This is a genomic window from Pseudomonas sp. D1HM (genome assembly GCF_019266105.1).
GTDB classification, from domain to species: Bacteria; Pseudomonadota; Gammaproteobacteria; order Pseudomonadales; family Pseudomonadaceae; genus Aquipseudomonas; species Aquipseudomonas taetrolens.
On sequence record NZ_LRMN01000002.1, the window covers coordinates 295,605 to 312,807 of the forward strand.

The 17,203-nt window shown below is 57.1% G+C and carries 14 protein-coding genes; 10 read left to right on the plus strand and 4 right to left on the minus strand.

Features of this window, described 5'->3' with window-relative positions:
* Positions 1-129 precede the first annotated feature (129 nt).
* The 6 genes from dadA (at position 130) to AWM69_RS02360 (ending at position 6,256) form a co-directional block, all read left to right on the plus strand.
* The gene (dadA, locus tag AWM69_RS02335; RefSeq protein ID WP_131654268.1) at positions 130-1,431 is read left to right on the plus strand and encodes a D-amino acid dehydrogenase; all 1,302 of its coding nucleotides are present in this window, start codon (positions 130-132) and stop codon (positions 1,429-1,431) included.
* Positions 1,403-1,756: a RidA family protein gene (locus AWM69_RS02340; protein ID WP_131654267.1), complete on the plus strand. Its 354-nt coding sequence runs from the start codon at positions 1,403-1,405 to the stop codon at positions 1,754-1,756. Before dadA ends, AWM69_RS02340 begins: the two co-directional genes overlap by 29 nt.
* Before the next feature lie 98 nt (positions 1,757-1,854).
* Positions 1,855-2,928: an alanine racemase gene (gene alr, locus AWM69_RS02345; protein WP_218725679.1), complete on the plus strand. Its 1,074-nt coding sequence runs from the start codon at positions 1,855-1,857 to the stop codon at positions 2,926-2,928.
* Between the two features lie 127 nt (positions 2,929-3,055).
* A complete protein-coding gene (locus AWM69_RS02350; protein WP_003437848.1) occupies positions 3,056-3,604 on the plus strand; it encodes a cupin domain-containing protein in 549 nt (182 codons plus the stop codon).
* A 180-nt stretch (positions 3,605-3,784) separates the two neighbouring features.
* Positions 3,785-4,198: a cytochrome c5 family protein gene (locus tag AWM69_RS02355; RefSeq protein ID WP_218725739.1), complete on the plus strand. Its 414-nt coding sequence runs from the start codon at positions 3,785-3,787 to the stop codon at positions 4,196-4,198.
* A gap of 135 nt (positions 4,199-4,333) precedes the next feature.
* A complete protein-coding gene (locus tag AWM69_RS02360) occupies positions 4,334-6,256 on the plus strand; it encodes an acetyl-CoA hydrolase/transferase C-terminal domain-containing protein (RefSeq protein WP_218725680.1) in 1,923 nt (640 codons plus the stop codon).
* Between the two features lie 37 nt (positions 6,257-6,293).
* Here the strand turns inward: AWM69_RS02360 and AWM69_RS02365 are convergent, their stop codons facing one another.
* Complete coding sequence (locus AWM69_RS02365) at positions 6,294-6,863, minus strand: xanthine phosphoribosyltransferase (protein WP_048381408.1); 570 nt, start codon at positions 6,861-6,863, stop codon at positions 6,294-6,296.
* Positions 6,864-6,919: 56 nt separating this feature from the next.
* Positions 6,920-8,929, minus strand: coding sequence for a DNA helicase Rep (gene rep, locus AWM69_RS02370; protein ID WP_131654264.1), 2,010 nt, complete (start codon positions 8,927-8,929; stop codon positions 6,920-6,922).
* 263 nt (positions 8,930-9,192) lie between these two features.
* Between rep and AWM69_RS02375 the strand changes: the two genes are divergently transcribed.
* Positions 9,193-10,860, plus strand: coding sequence for a bifunctional diguanylate cyclase/phosphodiesterase (locus AWM69_RS02375; RefSeq protein ID WP_131654263.1), 1,668 nt, complete (start codon positions 9,193-9,195; stop codon positions 10,858-10,860).
* A 17-nt stretch (positions 10,861-10,877) separates the two neighbouring features.
* Here AWM69_RS02375 and AWM69_RS02380 read toward each other — a convergent pair whose 3' ends face one another.
* Positions 10,878-12,275, minus strand: a complete 1,398-nt coding sequence (locus AWM69_RS02380) for a NorM family multidrug efflux MATE transporter (RefSeq protein ID WP_131654360.1) — start codon at positions 12,273-12,275, stop codon at positions 10,878-10,880.
* A gap of 152 nt (positions 12,276-12,427) precedes the next feature.
* On the opposite strand from AWM69_RS02380, the gene AWM69_RS02385 reads away from it, so the two are divergent.
* From AWM69_RS02385 to AWM69_RS02395, 3 genes are all read left to right on the plus strand, one after another.
* The gene (locus tag AWM69_RS02385) at positions 12,428-13,348 is read left to right on the plus strand and encodes a LysR substrate-binding domain-containing protein (RefSeq protein WP_048381414.1); all 921 of its coding nucleotides are present in this window, start codon (positions 12,428-12,430) and stop codon (positions 13,346-13,348) included.
* Between the two features lie 125 nt (positions 13,349-13,473).
* Entirely contained in the window at positions 13,474-13,977 is a 504-nt protein-coding gene (locus tag AWM69_RS02390) for an Hcp family type VI secretion system effector (protein ID WP_218725681.1), read from the plus strand.
* Positions 13,970-14,659 carry a DUF4225 domain-containing protein gene (locus tag AWM69_RS02395; protein ID WP_218725682.1) on the plus strand — a complete coding sequence of 230 codons (690 nt, stop codon included), beginning with the start codon at positions 13,970-13,972 and terminating at the stop codon, positions 14,657-14,659. The genes AWM69_RS02390 and AWM69_RS02395 overlap by 8 nt, the downstream gene beginning before the upstream one ends.
* A 933-nt stretch (positions 14,660-15,592) precedes the next feature.
* On the opposite strand, the gene AWM69_RS02400 is transcribed toward AWM69_RS02395, so the two are convergent.
* Positions 15,593-17,086, minus strand: a complete 1,494-nt coding sequence (locus tag AWM69_RS02400; protein WP_218725683.1) for a YifB family Mg chelatase-like AAA ATPase — start codon at positions 17,084-17,086, stop codon at positions 15,593-15,595.
* Between the last annotated feature and the right edge of the window lie 117 nt (positions 17,087-17,203).

Below are 17,203 nucleotides of genomic sequence, written 5' to 3' on the forward strand. Positions count from 1 at the left end.
TTGGCCGAGAATTGTCGCCAAATATAGCTGGTTATATAGTGAAATTCACTGGCCAATGCTTCTTATACTGCGCTCATCTTCGCTTTGAACAATAAACGTCTGCGGCTGGCCGCGATGAGGGAAATAAATATGCGAGTTATGGTATTGGGTGGCGGCGTTATTGGTACTGCCAGCGCCTATTATCTGGCCCGAGCCGGTTTCGACGTTGTCGTTGTGGACCGTCAGCCAGCCGTTGCAATGGAAACCAGTTTTGCCAACGCCGGCCAGGTGTCCCCGGGCTACGCGTCGCCGTGGGCAGCGCCAGGCGTGCCGCTCAAAGCCATCAAATGGCTGCTGGAACGCCATGCACCCTTGGCGATCAAGGCCACCGCCAATATCGATCAATACCTGTGGATGGCGCAGATGCTGCGCAACTGTACCGCCAGCCGCTATGCCGTCAACAAGGAGCGCATGGTACGTCTGTCCGAGTACAGCCGTGACTGCCTCGACGAATTGCGCGCCGAAACCGGTATTGCTTATGAAGCCCGTAACCTCGGCACCACCCAATTGTTCCGCACACAGGCGCAACTGGATGGTGCAGCCAAGGACATCGCGGTACTCAAGGAGTCCGGCGTTCCTTTCGAGCTGCTCGACCGTGCAGGTATTGCCCGGGTTGAACCGGCACTGGCCAGCGTCACCGACATTCTGGCCGGGGCCCTGCGCCTGCCGAATGACCAGACCGGCGACTGCCAGATGTTCACCACGCGCCTGGCGGAAATGGCGAAGAACCTTGGCGTGGAGTTCCGCTTCAGCCAGGACATCCAGCACCTGGACTTCGCGGGCGACCGGATCAATGGCGTCATGATTGACGGCAAGCTCGAAACCGCTGATCGCTATGTACTGGCCCTTGGCAGCTACTCGCCGCAAATGCTCAAGCCGCTGGGGATCCGTGCACCGGTGTACCCGCTCAAGGGTTACTCGCTGACCATCCCGATTACCAACTCGGACATGGCACCGACTTCGACCATTCTCGACGAAACCTACAAAGTCGCGATTACCCGCTTCGACAACCGCATCCGTGTCGGTGGCATGGCTGAAATCGCCGGCTTTGACCTGTCGCTGAACCCGCGTCGACGCGAAACCCTGGAGATGATCGTCAACGACCTTTATCCTCAGGGCGGCGACCTGACCCAGGCCAGTTTCTGGACAGGCCTGCGTCCGACGACGCCGGATGGCACACCGATTGTGGGCGCAACCCCCTACAAGAACCTGTTTCTGAACACCGGTCATGGCACACTCGGCTGGACGATGGCCTGCGGTTCCGGTCGTTTCCTCGCTGACGTAATGGCCCGAAAGACCCCGCAAATCAGCACGGAAGGCCTCGATATTTCTCGTTATGGCACCCACAAGGAGACTGCACAAAATGGCAATCCAGCGCCAGCTCACCAATGAACGCATGAGCCAGATCGTCGCTCATAACGGCACCGTGTACCTGTCGGGCCAAGTGGGCGACGACATGAACGCAGGGGTCGAGCAGCAAACCCGTGAAACACTGGCCAATATCGAACACTTGCTGGATCTGGCGGGCACCGACAAAAACCATATCCTGTCGGTCACCATCTACCTCAAGGATATCGATGCCGACTTTGCCGGCATGAACAGCGTGTGGGACCAGTGGCTGCCTAAAGGTGTAACACCGGCTCGCGCCACCGTTGAAGCCAAGCTGTGCGAACCGGAGATCCTGGTCGAGCTGTCCGTCATCGCAGCGCTGCCTTGACACCGGGCATCGAGTACCGCCTCTGTGCGGCACAACACGCGGTTAACCCTGCGCGTCAGTGCCGCTTTTTCTTCCTCCGCCGTTAGAAGCCCGCCGCCATGCGCCCAGCCCGTGCCCTGATCGATCTTCAAGCCCTGCGTCATAACTACCAACTGGCCCGCGAAGTGTCGGGAGCCAAGGCCCTCGCCGTGATCAAGGCCGATGCCTATGGGCACGGCGCGGTACGTTGTGCCCAGGCTCTGGAAGCCGAAGCCGATGGGTTTGCCGTCGCCTGTATCGAAGAAGCGCTGGAACTGCGTGCCGCCGGCATTCAGGCTCCGGTTTTGCTGCTCGAAGGCTTTTTTGAAGTCGATGAGTTGCCGCTGATCGTCGAGCACGGATTTTGGTGTGTCGTGCATTCGCTGTGGCAGCTCGATGCACTCGAGCGCGCCAACCTCGCCAAGCCGATCCAGGTGTGGCTTAAACTCGACACGGGCATGCACCGTGTCGGCTTGCACCCCACCGACTACAAAACCGCGTATCAGCGCCTGCAAGCCAGCGCCAACGTGGCCAAAATCGTCTTGATGAGTCACTTTGCCCGCGCCGATGAACTGAACTGCACCCGCAGCGAAGAGCAACTCGCGGTCTTCCAGGCCGCCCGCGCCGACTTGTCTGCTGAAATCAGCTTGCGCAATTCCCCTTCAATTCTGGGCTGGCCCGCCGTGCCCAGCGATTGGGTACGTCCGGGCTTGATGCTGTACGGCGCCACGCCGTTCGAAGAAGCCCAGGCTCAAGCCTCGCGCTTGCAACCGGTGATGACGCTGGAGTCCAAAGTGATTTGCGTACGTGAATTACCTGCCAGCGAACCGGTCGGGTATGGCGCGAAATTCATCACGTCGAAACCAATGCGCATCGGCGTCGTGGCCATGGGTTATGCCGACGGTTATCCGCGTCAGGCACCTACCGGCACCCCCGTACTGGTCGCCGGTCAGCGCAGCCAGTTGCTGGGGCGGGTCTCGATGGACATGCTGTGCATTGACCTGACGGATGTTCCGCAAGCCGGCCTCGGTTCGAGCGTTGAGTTGTGGGGTAAAAATATCCTGGCGAGTGAGGTGGCAGATAAGGCGGACACTATTCCTTACCAGATTTTTTGCAACCTCAAACGCGCGCCACGCCTCTATTCCGGGAGCTGATGGGTTGTAGCCAAAATGCGGGGCCAAAAGGGCGCACAGGTTTGAAGTCGAAGTGTTGTAAATACTGAACGCTATCGCCATGATGGCGGCTTCTCGACTTGAATCTGATCCCCAGGAGGCTCCCGCATTGGACGTCGGTGAACGACTGCAATCCATCCGCAAACTGAAAGGCCTGTCACAGCGTGAACTCGCCAAGCGCGCGGGCGTCACCAACAGCACCATTTCGATGATCGAAAAGAACAGCGTGAGCCCTTCAATAAGCTCCCTGAGAAAAGTGCTGAGTGGCATTCCCATGTCCATGGTCGAGTTTTTTTCCGAAGAGATCCTTCAGGAAAAACCGACACAGATTGTCTACAAAGCCAATGAACTGATCGACATTTCAGATGGCGCCGTGACCATGAAACTGGTCGGCAAGGCGCATCCCAGTCGGGCCATTGCCTTCCTCAATGAAATTTATCCACCGGGCGCAGACACCGGGGACGAAATGCTGACCCATGAAGGCGAAGAAACCGGAATCCTGGTCGAAGGTCGTCTGGAGTTGACCGTAGGTCTTGAGACCTTCGTGCTTGAAGCAGGTGACAGCTACTATTTTGAAAGCTCCAAGCCACACCGCTTCCGTAATCCGTTCGACGTTGCGGCGCGACTTATCAGCGCAGCCACACCGGCTAACTTCTAATAACCAGAGGCACCCTGTAGTTACAGAGGTACCCGGCGCTGCATTTCGCCACCTCTATTCCCCCTTTGTCTTTAGGGTTGTTTCAGAGTGGCGGGCTAACCGTTATACTTTCGCCTGCCCGCGAAACCGTGGTTGTGGGCGTGACTAGCCACCATTGAGGGTGTACGCGTGAACCTAATTATGAAAATGCTGGCCGTACCAGCAACAGTAATGGCCCTTTGGGCAGTCAACGCTCAAGCAGCGACCAACGATGACATCGCAAAACGCCTGGAGCCCGTTGGCAAGGTCTGTATCCAGGGCGAAGAATGCAAAGGCATGGACGTTGTGGCCTCTGCAGGCGGCGGCGGTGGGATGACCCCCGATGACATCATTGCCAAGCACTGCAATGCATGCCACGGCACCGGTCTGCTGGGGGCACCCAAGATCGGTGACACCGCAGCCTGGAAAGAGCGCGCCGATCACCAGGGAGGCCTTGACGGCATCCTGGCCAAGGCCATCACCGGTATCAACGCCATGCCGCCAAAAGGCACGTGCATGAGCTGTTCCGATGAAGACCTCAAAGGTGCCATCCAGAAGATGTCTGGCTTGAAGTAAGCCGACCTTCTCCAAAAAAGCCGCTGATGGGCGGCTTTTTTGTGCCTGAAGGTTTTCATCTGCTCTCTGGTCTTTGCAACGAACAACCGTCACTCTCTGTCACATCTCTATTCACGGATGGTTTTGGAGGCTCAGATGGTGCAGTCCTGTTCGATCGAGAATGCAGTGGATGATGTGCTGGCGCGTTTACCCGCACATATCCACCTCGGTCTGCCGCTGGGTCTGGGCAAAGCCAACCGCTTCGTCAACGCGCTGTATCAGCGGGTCAAGCAATTACCCGAACGTCAGTTGACGATCTACACCGCCTTAAGCCTTGGCCGCCCCATGCTGGGCGATGGGTTGCAGCGACGTTTTCTGCAGCCCTTTATTGAACGGGTATTTGGCGATTACATTGAGCTGGATTATCTGGCGGACCTGCAGCGTGATGCCGTGCCCGACAACATTCAAATCGAGCAGTTTTTTTTGCAACCAGGCAGCTTGCTGAACAGTCCCGCCGCTCAACAACATTACGTCAGCAGCAACTACAGCCACGCTGCCCGCGACATCAATGCTGGTGGCTTGAATCTGGTGGCACAACTCATCGCGCGTCATCCCCAGGACGCTAACCGCCTGAGCTTGAGCTGCAACCCCGACATCACCCTCGATTTATTGCCGATGATCGCCAAACGGCGGGATGCCGGTGAAACCATTCTGATTCTGGGCCAGGTTCACCGCGACTTGCCCTATATGCCAGGCGACTCAGAACTCAGCGCCGATGATTTTGACCTGCTGATCGACGACGAAGAGTGCACTACGCTGTTTTCTACGCCCAATCTGCCGGTGAACACCCAGGACCACTTCATTGGCCTGCACGCCAGCACACTGATTCGCGATGGTGGTACGTTACAAATCGGTATTGGCGCCATGGGCGATGCCTTGAGCGCAGCGTTGTTGGCACGGCATGCCGACAATCCGGGCTATCGCGCCCTGCTCGATGAAATTGATATCACCCCTTGGCGCACGCTGATTGAACAGCAAGGCGGCGTCGAACCGCTCGCTCAGGGCTTGTATGGCTGCAGTGAAATGTTTGTACACGGGCTAATGATGCTGGTGGATGCCGGCATTGTACGGCGCAAGGTGTACCCGGATGCCGAACGACAGGCCCAAGCCAATGCTGGCACCCTGAATGAAAGCCTTCACACCGATGGCGTCAGTGTCCACGGCGGCTTCATTCTGGGGCCAAGCAGCTTTTACCAACGCCTGAGGGATCTGCCCCCCAACAAGCGCGCCGAATTCAACATGACGGCTATCAGCTATATCAACGAGCTGTATGGCCAGGAAGATCTGAAGCGCCTGCAACGGCGTGATGCACGCTTTGTGAACAGCGCCTTTACCGCCACCTTGCTGGGGGCCGCCGTAGCTGATCAGCTGGAGGATGGGCGGGTGCTCAGCGGGGTCGGCGGGCAATATAACTTCGTCGCCCAGGGTCACGCCCTGCATGACGCACGCTCCGTCATCATGTTGCGCAGCTGGCGCGAGTCGGGTGGCGAGGTGAGCTCGAATATCGTCTGGGAATATGGCCATTGCACCATTCCCCGGCATTTACGAGACATCGTGGTGACCGAGTACGGGATCGCCGATTTACGTGGCAAAACCGATCGCCATGTCATTGAAGCGATGCTGAACATCAGCGACTCACGCTTCCAGACCGAACTGATCGAGCAGGCACAGCAGATCGGCAAGCTGCCCAAGGACTTTTGCCTCGATCCACGCTTTGCCGATAACAGCCCGGAACGCTTGCAGGCGATTGCCGCACGCCATGCCCCCTTGTTCCCGGAATACCCGCTTGGCAGCGATTTCAGTGCGCAGGAGCAAGACCTGCTACGAGCGTTGAACTGGCTCAAAAGCAAATTCAAACTCACGCAGATCTACGCGCTGGGCAAAGCTACGCTGGACGCACCTTCGCCGCAGGCATTCCCCGAGCATCTGGCACGCATGCAACTCGCGCAGCCCGAAGGGCTGCGCGAGGAGCTCTACCAGCGTCTGCTGCTGGCCGGGCTACAGGCCACCGTAAAATAACGGGGCCAACCTCCTGCCGGAGCGAGCTTGCTCGCTCTTACAAAAAGGTTACAACGCCGCCAGCCAGGGATTTAACCCGCGCCAGGGACTCAACGCGATAGCCTTGAGCGTCCAGCTCGGCACGGCCGCCCTGGAACGACTTCTCGATGACGATACCCAGGCCCGCAACGGTCGCGCCGGCTTGTTTGATGATCGAAATCAGCGCCTGCGAAGCTTTGCCATTGGCCAGAAAATCGTCGATAACCAATACACGATCGCTGCTGGTCAGGTGACGCGGGGAAATCGCCACGGTGCTTTCAGTTTGCTTGGTGAACGAGTAAACCGTGGCCGACAGCAGGTTCTCAGTCAGGGTCAGCGACTGATGCTTGCGTGCGAAAATAACCGGAACACCCAGATTCAGGCCAGTCATCACAGCCGGGGCAATACCCGAAGCTTCAATGGTGACGATCTTGGTGATGCCGGCATCTTTGAACAAGCGCGCGAACTCGTCGCCGATTTCTTGCATCAGCTTCGGATCGATTTGATGATTCAAAAAGGCGTCAACCTTCAAAACCTGATCGGAAAGCACGATGCCTTCTTCGCGAATTTTCTTGTGCAGTGCTTCCAACGTAACGTCCTCAAATAGCGCCTATGCGCTGAAGGTAGAGTAAAAAATAGTCAAGTTTAGCGTTTTAGCATCGCGCGTATATCGGCCAATGCCGTATTTCCGCGAACCGCTTTCACTTCGGTGGGGGTATCGTCGTTGCCTTCCCAGGCCAAATCGTCCGGCGGCAACTCATCGAGAAAACGACTCGGTGCACAATCGATGATTTCGCCGTACTGCTTGCGCTTGGCGGCAAAGGTAAACGCCAGCGTCTCGCGTGCACGGGTAATCCCCACGTACGCCAGTCGACGTTCTTCTTCGATGGTATCGGCCTCGATGCTGGAGCGGTGCGGCAGGATCTCTTCTTCCATGCCCATGATGAACACGTAGGGAAATTCCAGGCCTTTGGACGCATGCAGCGTCATCATCTGCACACCTTCGGCGCCGTCTTCCTCTTCCTGCTGACGTTCAAGCATGTCACGCAACACCAGCTTGCCGATGGCTTCTTCGATGGTCATACCACCGTCTTCGTCTTTTTCGAGGGTGTTTTTCAACGCCTCAACCAAAAACCAGACGTTGGACATGCGGTAGTCCGCGGCCTTTTCGCTGGAGCTGTTGGTACGTAGCCAGTTCTCGTAATCGATGTCCATGATCATGCTGCGCAGCGCTGCAATCGGGTCTTCACCCGAACACTGCTGGCGAACACGGTCCATAAAACGCTTGAAACGACCCAGACGGTCTGTAAATCGTGCGTCCAGATGTTCGCCCAGGCCAATTTCATCGGTCGCGGCATACATCGAGATTTTACGTTCAGTGGCGTAGTTCCCAAGCTTTTCGAGCGTGGTCGAACCGATTTCACGACGCGGAACGTTGATCACCCGCAAGAATGCGTTGTCGTCGTCCGGGTTCACAATCAGCCGAAAGTAGGCCATCAGGTCTTTAACTTCCTGACGCCCGAAGAAGCTGTTACCGCCTGACAGGCGATAGGGGATCTGATGGTGCTGAAGCTTCAGTTCGATCAGCTTGGCCTGGTAGTTACCGCGGTACAGGATCGCAAAGTCGCTGTACGGGCGGTCGGTGCGCAGGTGCAAAGTGAGAATTTCGACCGCCACGCGCTCGGCTTCAGCGTCTTCGTTACGGCAGCGAATGACCCGAACCTCATCGCCGTGCCCCATTTCGCTCCACAGTTGCTTCTCGAACGCGTGCGGGTTGTTGGCGATCAGAATGTTGGCGCAGCGAAGAATCCGGCTGGTGGAGCGATAGTTTTGCTCAAGCATCACCACTTTCAGGGACGGGTAATCGTCCTTGAGCAGCATCAGGTTTTCCGGGCGGGCACCGCGCCAGGCGTAAATGGACTGGTCGTCATCGCCCACCACGGTGAACTGGTTACGCTTGCCGATCAGGTACTTCACCAGCAAATACTGGCTGGCATTAGTGTCCTGGTATTCATCCACCAGCAGGTAGCGGACCTTGTTCTGCCACTTCTCGAGAATGTCGGCGTGCTCCTCGAACAGCTTCACCGGCAGCAGGATCAGGTCGTCAAAGTCCACAGCGTTATAGGCTTTGAGCGTGCGCTGGTAGTGGGTGTAGACAATGGCCGCCGTCTGTTCCTTGGGATTGCGCGCGTTTTCGAGCGCCTCGGGCGGCAGGATCAGGTCGTTTTTCCACGAACCGATCATGTTCTTGATTTCGTCGACCCCATCATCGCCCGAGTATTCCTTTTGCATGATGTCGGTCATCAGCGCTTTGACATCTGCTTCGTCAAAGATCGAGAAGCCCGGCTTGTAGCCCAGCCGGGCATGCTCCTTGCGGATGATGTTCAGCCCCAGGTTGTGGAACGTGCAAACCGTGAGGCCCCGACCTTCGCCCTTCTTGAGCAATGTGCCCACCCGCTCTTTCATCTCGCGCGCGGCCTTGTTGGTAAAGGTCATGGCGACGATGTACTGGGCACGGATACCGCAATTCTGAATCAGATGCGCAATTTTACGGGTGATCACGCTGGTTTTGCCGGAGCCTGCGCCGGCGAGCACCAAAAGAGGGCCGCCGACGTAGCTCACGGCTTCTTGCTGCCGGGGATTGAGTCGGGACATGACGAGTCAGGGGGTCGTATATAAAAAGGGCGGGCATTTTAACAGGCTGAGCAGATAATGCTGCCTCTGTGCGACAGTGTGACGTAGCCCTCTATCTAAATTTGCCGCTTTTATTACTTTCGCGCAGGATGCCGGGCAGATTTAAGGCTAATGTTGGGATAAAACCGGCAATATGTATTTGATAATCCATGTCATTTGCCCCCTGTAAGCTTGCACGTCATACTGCCCATCGCCTGATTTTTTGCAGAGTCTAGGGAGCTAGCTTGTCTACGCCTGTCGAACCCTTGCGTTTGCTGCTACTGGCCGAAGAGCCATCTTGGGCAGCGTTATTGCGCGAGTGTCTGGCGCCCATGGGAAACACGGTTTTACTGATTTGCGCGCCGGACTGGGAGTCTGTGAACTACCTGTTCGAGGCCGATCGAAATACGCTGCTCCTGACCACCCCGGCCCTGCAACCGGCGCCGGGCCGTTGCCGCTTGTCCAGCGTATTGCTGCTGGATACCGAGCCAGATGCTCCGCCCCAAGGGGTCAGCGACTGGTTGGTGGCGGCCACCCTGAACACCGATGTCCTGCGGCGCTGCCTGCGTCATGTGCGCGAACGCGGTGTGCTTGAACACACGTTGCAGCGTCTGGCCGAGGAAGACCCCCTGACCGGTATCGCCAACCGCCAAGGTTTCCAGACACTGCTAGCGGTGCGTCTGGCCGAAAATGAAGGCCGTGGCATTGCCCTGGGTCACCTGGATCTGGACAACTTTCGCCATGCCAACGACGCCTTGGGCCATCAAGCCGGCGACCGCTTGATCCTGCAAGTGGTGGCACGCCTTAAAAGCCAGCTCGAAGCCGGTGATCAAGTGGCCCGCTTGGGCAGCGACGAATTTGCCCTGGTGATCGACACCCGGCGAGCGCCTGAGCGCGCGGAGTGGATGGCCGAGCGGATCATCGAAGTGATGGCTGAGCCTTACTGGGTCGATGGCGAAAGCCTGCTGATCGGCTGCAGCCTGGGCATCGCCCACGCACGCGCCAACGCGGGGGCCGACCCTTTGATGTGGCATGCGCATATCGCCATGCAGCAGGCCAAAAACACCCAGGGCTGTACGTTTTACCTGTTCGACGAGCGTATCAACCGCAACGCCCGCAGCCTCGCAGACCTCGAAAGCGAGCTGCGTCGCGCCTTGCGACGCGACGAACTGGAACTGCATTACCAACCGCGCCTGGATCTCAGCAGCGGGCAGATTGTCGGGCTTGAAGCATTGGTGCGCTGGCGCCACAGCGAGCGCGGCTTGCTCGCACCCAGCGAATTCGTACCGCTGGCCGAGCAAAGCGGCCTGATCGTGCCCTTGGGATACTGGGTTATTTCGCGGGCCCTGCGCGACATGCAAACCCTGCGTGAAAACAAGCTGGCACCGCTGCACATGGCAATCAACCTGTCGTTCCGCCAATTCCAGGACAGTCAGTTGCTCTCGACCCTCAGCCGCCTGATCACCGAGCGGGGTGTCGACGCTCAGTGGCTGGAATTCGAACTGACCGAAACTGCCGTCATGCGCCGCAGCGAACTGGTCAAGCAAACGATGGATGCCCTGGGTCGACTCGGCGTACGCTTCTCGCTGGATGACTTCGGCACCGGGTTTTCATCGTTCGTGCACCTCAACAGCCTGCCGATCACCCTGCTCAAAATCGATAAAAGCTTCGTCGGCGGCATGGAGAGTCGCGAGGAGAACCGTAAGCTGGTGCACGCCATGATTAATCTGGCTCACAACCTCCAGCTGCAAGTCGTGGCCGAAGGCGTCGAAACCCCCGAGCAGTTAGCGTTGCTACGCGATTTTGGCTGCGACCAGGTGCAAGGCTACTTCATCAGCAAACCGTTGCCGCTGGTGGCGCTGGTTGAATACTTGACCCCCGAAGCAGGACAGCAGGTGTCACACGCGATCTGAGCACGGCACGCCAGCGCCTACACCGTCATGGCCGCTGCGTTCGCCGCCTTGCGCTCACGTTTGAGCATACGCCGTACTTTCCACTCGAATGCCAGCGTCAAACTCACAGAGGCGCACGCCAGGCCCAAGGCCAGGCCCCACCACACGCCGGTTGGGCCCCACTCGAAAGTAAATGCCATCAGCCAGGCCATTGGCGCACCAATGACCCAATAGCAGAAAAGCCCGACCAGGAAGGTCGTCTTGGCGTCCTTGAGCCCACGGATAGCGCCCATGGCAATGGTTTGCGCACCATCGAAGAGCTCAAACCAGGCCGCCACCGCCAACAGGCTGACCGCCAGTTCAAATACCGGGCGAAACGCGGGATCGTTGTAGTCCAGGAACAGGCCGATCAGCTCCTTCGGCCAAAACCAGAACACGAATGAAAAACCAAGCATCACCGCCGCACCAAAGCCGATCCCGACCCGCCCTGCCAGCCGCGCCCGCACCAGATCACCCCCGCCATAATGCTGACCGATGCGCATGGTAATGGCGTACGACATGCCCGCCGGGACCATGAACGCCACCGATACGATCTGCAACGCAATTTGGTGGGCGGCCAGTTGCGTACTGCCCATGGTGCCCATGCAGAGCGCAGCGAAGGCAAACAGTCCGACCTCCACCGCATAGGTGCCACCAATGGGCAGACCGAGGCGCCACAACTCACGCAGATAGGTCAGATTAATCCGCGACAGCCCCTTGCTGATCGGATAAGCCTCGTAGGCCGGGTGCCTGTGGATATGCCAGGCCAGACCCAGCGCCATGCAGGTCGCCACAATGGCCGTCACCAGGCCAATCCCCATCAGGCCCAGTTTTGGCAGGCCGAACATGCCGGTAATCAGCGCGTAATTGAGCAAAAAGTTGGCAACCGTACCGATCAGGCTGATCACCATCACCGGCGTTGCGCGCCCCATCGCACTGGTAAAGCCGCGCAAGGCCATGAATGTCATGTAACCGGGCAGGGCAAATGGCAATAGCAGCAAGAATTGCCCTGCCGCCTCTACGTTGGTGGGCGTCTGGCCGAACAGCAACAACAACGGCTTGATGTTCCACAGCATGACCGCGCCCGCTAATGCCAAAGCCCAGGCCAGCCACAGCCCGGCCTGGGTCAGGCGCGTCGCGCCCTCAATATCACCGGCGCCCTGACGAATCGACACAAGGGTGCCCACGGCAGCAATCACACCAATGCAGAAAATCGACACGAACGAATAACTGGCGGCCCCAAGACTTCCGCCGGCCAGTGCCTCAGGACTCAAGCGAGCCATCATCAGCGTATCGGTAAGTACCATCAGCATATGTGCCAACTGCGAGGCAATCAGCGGCCCTGCCAGCCGCAAAATGGCCCGGAGTTCGATACGTGCAGAATGCTGTTTGATCATCAGTTCGATTTCTTTAGATACGTTGAAAGGCTTGATTCTCGGCGCCTTGAGTGTTTTAAGCAAAGGGATAAAAACGATCCCTGACATAATTAAAACTCATGCATTAGTACAGATATGCTGCCTTTTCCTGCTGAATTGTCGGAATAAACCTCATGCCTCGTAATCTTCCTCCACTCTATGCCTTGCGTGCCTTCGAGGCCGCCGCTCGCCATAGCTCGTTTACCCGCGCGGGCGAAGAGCTGTCGATTACCCAAAGCGCTGTCAGCCGACATATCAAAACCCTGGAGGCGCACTTTGCCTGCCGGTTATTTCAGCGCAACGGCCGTACTTTGCAACTCACTGAAGCCGCCCGTTTGCTTCTGCCCGGGGTTCGCGAAGGGTTTAGCGCCCTGGAACGCGCCTGCACCACCTTGCGCGCCGAAGATGACATCTTGCGCATGAAGGCCCCCTCAACCCTGACCATGCGCTGGCTACTGGCCCGACTCAGTCGCTTTCGGCATTTACAGGCCGGCAACGAGGTGCAACTGACCAGTGCCTGGATGGACATCGACCATGTGGACTTCAATCAGGAACCCTTCGACTGCGCCGTGCTGCTGAGCAATGGTCACTTTCCGCCAGACTGGGAGGCTACGTTGCTGTTCCCGGAAATGCTGATCCCGGTGGGCGCGCCCAATTTGCTGAACGAGCAACCGTGGGATGCCAAACGGCTGGCGGCGACCGAATTGCTCCACCCCACGCCTGACCGCCGGGACTGGCGTCGCTGGCTCGATTGCATGGGCCTCGGCGGGCAAGTTTCGCTCAAGGGCGGACAAGTGTTCGACACTCTGGAACTGGGCATGATCGCCGCCGCCCGAGGCTACGGAATTTCGATGGGGGACCTGTTGATGGTCGCAGAAGACGTTGCCCAGAATCGCTTGAGCCTGCCGTTCTCAGCCGCCGTGGCCAGCGGCGAGAACTACTATCTGGTATGGCCAAAAACCCGCCCCGGCGGCGAACGTTTACGCCGCTTGAGTGATTTTTTGCAGCAAGAAGTCGCCGCCATGGAACTGCCGGAGGTGGAGCGGTTGGGCTAACTGCGCCACCTCCACCCACACACAAATGTCCTTTTACCCAGGCAAACTCGGAATCCACCTACAAATCCGCCCCGGCAACCCGCCATAGACTGCTCGCTTCCACTCAAGGCGAAGGCGAGCAGCTCATGGCGAATAACAGTTACATGACCATTACCGGGACCACCAGCGGTCTCATGTCAGCGGGTTGTTCTACCCCGGCCTCCATGGGCAACAAATGCCAGGCCACCCATGTCGACGAAATCATGGTGCTGTCCGTCGACCACAGCCTGGCCAGCGGTCATAACACCAACCAGTTTGGCAGCAACGCCAAACACCAACCCGTCGTCATCAGCAAATACATCGACAAATCCTCGCCCTTGCTGGCCAAGGCACTGGACGACGGCGAAAGCCTGAACTGCATCATTCACCTTTACCGTTCCTCACCCACCGCCACAGGCGAAGAGAAGTACTTTCGCATCGAACTGCGCGAAGCCCGCATTGCCCACATCAACCTCAGCGTGCCCACCGCAACCTCAAAGGGCGATTCACAACCCATCGAATACGTGGCCATCCGCTATCAGGACATCATCCTCGAACACATCGCCGCCCGCACCAGCGCTGGCATGTCCTGGCTGACCAAAAATGAATGATCCGCGCTGCACCCAGGCAGACGTCGACCAGGCCGGCGAAGAACTCATCGCCCTCGGCCGCAAAGCCTGCGCCCTGCATATCAATGACGGCGTTGCGCGGCTCAGTTTCATGAGGCAAGTAGACGCGTTTGTCGACGAGATTGTTCAAGATGTTGTGGACGGGGTTATCAGCGCGCAAGAAGGGCTGGAGACGTTATGGGAGGAGCATGAGGCGCTGAGGAGGAGGGTGGAGTTTTATTTTTGGAATGGGGTCACAGTAGCTGCTGGCACAACACAAACAACACTTGGCATCACAACTACGGGAGCAACACTGGGTGCGGCAACTCCTTTTGGAGCACTACTAGTTGCACATGGTAGTAATAATATATATGAAGGCGCGGCCAGCATTTGGAACGGCCCAGATGCACGTCCTGCCCAAGGGCTAACCAGACAGTTTTACCAGTTAATTCTTAAAGACGAACATAAAGGGAACATCGCTTATGGCACCTTCGACTTGGGCTTATCTGCTGGCAGCCTATTCCGGCCAGTGCGAAAAACTGGCTCTTTACAGCTATTCAGACGAGACGCCATAAACTATGTAAATGCATACAAACAAGCTGGACGCTTTTCTTTAGCGCTAGAGGCTTTTTCCAATTACAGTACAGTAAGTTCAATATTTTTCGACGAGGAAGACCCTAAATAAATGCCCTACCTGCAGCGCTCGAACCAGGGCTAGACGGCAAAAAACGCTACGCACATAGGATATGGACAATTGCAAACCGGGCACCTACCATTTTTTACGCAGAACAGGAACAGAATATCGCACAGTCAACAAAAAAATAATTACGAATATAATTGCCGCAACAATTCCATACAAAACTCCATCAAGAACAAAAACCAATTCCAGCCCCCACAGTATGACTAACGTATAAAAAGCATCACACGTAAAAACTAAAAAATACAAACTCAAAAAATACCTAGCTCTTTGTAAATTCACACCACACCTCTTAATTTAGAAATACAGTGTTACCAACCAAAGGAAGACACGACAATGTGAATCGCAATACTTTGTGATAATTATTTTTTAATGCTCAGACTAACTTGCGCAGCCTTGGGATATAAAAATGCAAACCAAAAAAACAAAATAACACATAAACCAAAACATATAAAATCTTTAACTCCCACCCTTCTACTGGCACTAATTTTAGAAGCAACCACACCAAAAGTAGCGTATAAAAAATAGAACTACCGCACACCATAAATGCCACAGCCAGATGGTATCTAATATTTTCATAACTCATAATTCGATAAGCTCCCGGCATAATTCACCAACACAAAATCGCATACAGCCCCACCCACCGGCATAAAACTGTCAATCCAAAACACAATAGGTGCTGTATAAAACACGCTGGTCGCCAGCACTATTAAATACACCCCCAGATCGGATACTAAGCCTAATAAAAACATGACTGACCACACCCCAATAAATTCACCACACTATACCTGCCCTCTGTTATGCCTTCCCACCTCCGAAACTTTCATTTACCACAATTACTACGGGTACTACTTATATAAAAGAAACACCTCATTACACCAAAAGACATTTCTTACAAATAACAAACATACCCCACACCTATCACCCAATCACCGGCCGATACTGCAACGCTTCCGCCAGGTGTTTGCGCTCAATGCACTCCACTTGCTCCAGGTCCGCCAATGTGCGCGCCACTTTCAGCAAGCGATGCGCCGCCCGAAGTGACAAGGTCATTCGCTCGCAAGCGGTCTCCAGCCAGGCGTTGTCCACTTCGCTCAGACCACACTGGGTTCGCACACCCGGTAGGTCGAGGAAGGCATTGGCGCACCCCTGGCGTTGCAACTGCCGTTCACGTGCCTTTGCCACTAACGCGGCGACGTTGGCGGTGGTGTCGCCAGAGACAAGCGGGGGGTTGAGTGCGGTGGTTTCGCGGGCTACGGTGAGGTGCAGGTCGATACGGTCGAGCAGGGGGCCGGAGAGTTTGTTGCGGTAGCGCTGGATCTGCTCCGGGGTGCAGCGGCAACGCCCGGTGGGTTCGCCCAAGTAACCGCAAGGGCAGGGGTTCATCGCAGCGACCAGCTGGAAGCGCGCCGGGAAGCGCATCCGGTCCCGGGCGCGGGCAATCACGATAAACCCGGACTCCAGGGGCTCTCTTAAGACTTCCAGCACTTTGCGATCAAACTCGGGCAGCTCATCAAGAAACAACACGCCATGATGGGCGAGAGTGATTTCCCCCGGCTGCGGTTTTGAGCCGCCACCTACCAGCGCCGGGCCGGACGCTGAGTGGTGCGGCTGCCTGAACGGACGCTTAGGCCAGCAACTCAAGGGCACATGACTGGCCACCGACTGGATGGCTGCCACCTCCAGCGCCTCTTGCTCGTTGAGCGGTGGCAATAACCCCGGCAGGCGGCTGGCCAACAGGGTTTTACCGGTACCGGGCGGGCCGGTGAACAGTACATTGTGGCTACCCGCTGCCGCGACCAATAACGCTCGTTTGGCCGAGAGCTGACCTTGTACATCGCTCAGGTCCGGATAAGGTTGGCTCACATGCAACAAACCACTGGCTGCATAAGGCTCAATCGCCCCACGGCCTGCAAAGTGCGCCACGACCTGCAATAAATGCTCGGCTGCGATGACGGTCAATCCGGACGCCAGACAGGCTTCTTCCGCATTCGCCAGCGGCACCACCAGGGCCCGACCTGCCGCTCGCGCGGCCAAGGCCGCCGGCAATACACCCTGGACTGGCCTGATGGCCCCCGACAATGCCAGCTCACCCAAACATTCCACGTGTGCCAGCGCCGGGGCGGGTAATTGCCCGCTGGCCGCCAAAATGCCCAGTGCAATCGCCAGATCAAAGCGCCCGCCATCCTTGGGCAGGTCGGCAGGCGCCAGGTTGAGGGTAATGCGCCGGGCAGGGAAATCCAGCCCGGCATTGAGAATCGCGCTGCGCACACGATCCTTGCTTTCCTTGACCGCGGTTTCAGGCAGCCCGACCAGTGTCAGCGCCGGTAGACCATTGGCCAGATGCGCCTCGACCGTGACACAGGGAGCTTCGACACCCACTTGGGCGCGGCTGTAAACGATAGCCAGCGACATGACTCATTCCTTGAGTTCGCAAAAAGGCATGGTGCGCGAATCAGGATCAAAGAGCAGGGCGGGAATGGATACGGGATGTGTGCTCGATCGTCTGCCAAATGGCCATTCACGTGACGA

Coding starts and splice junctions, on each gene's coding strand:
- AWM69_RS02395 (WP_218725682.1), top strand. CDS start 13,970: ATGAATGATCCGCGCTGCACCCAGGCAGACGTCGACCAGGCCGGCGAA.
- dadA (WP_131654268.1), top strand. CDS start 130: ATGCGAGTTATGGTATTGGGTGGCGGCGTTATTGGTACTGCCAGCGCC.
- AWM69_RS02355 (WP_218725739.1), top strand. CDS start 3,785: ATGAAAATGCTGGCCGTACCAGCAACAGTAATGGCCCTTTGGGCAGTC.
- AWM69_RS02385 (WP_048381414.1), top strand. CDS start 12,428: ATGCCTCGTAATCTTCCTCCACTCTATGCCTTGCGTGCCTTCGAGGCC.
- AWM69_RS02400 (WP_218725683.1), bottom strand. CDS start 17,086: ATGTCGCTGGCTATCGTTTACAGCCGCGCCCAAGTGGGTGTCGAAGCT.
- AWM69_RS02340 (WP_131654267.1), top strand. CDS start 1,403: ATGGCAATCCAGCGCCAGCTCACCAATGAACGCATGAGCCAGATCGTC.
- alr (WP_218725679.1), top strand. CDS start 1,855: ATGCGCCCAGCCCGTGCCCTGATCGATCTTCAAGCCCTGCGTCATAAC.
- AWM69_RS02380 (WP_131654360.1), bottom strand. CDS start 12,275: ATGATCAAACAGCATTCTGCACGTATCGAACTCCGGGCCATTTTGCGG.
- AWM69_RS02390 (WP_218725681.1), top strand. CDS start 13,474: ATGGCGAATAACAGTTACATGACCATTACCGGGACCACCAGCGGTCTC.
- AWM69_RS02360 (WP_218725680.1), top strand. CDS start 4,334: ATGGTGCAGTCCTGTTCGATCGAGAATGCAGTGGATGATGTGCTGGCG.
- rep (WP_131654264.1), bottom strand. CDS start 8,929: ATGTCCCGACTCAATCCCCGGCAGCAAGAAGCCGTGAGCTACGTCGGC.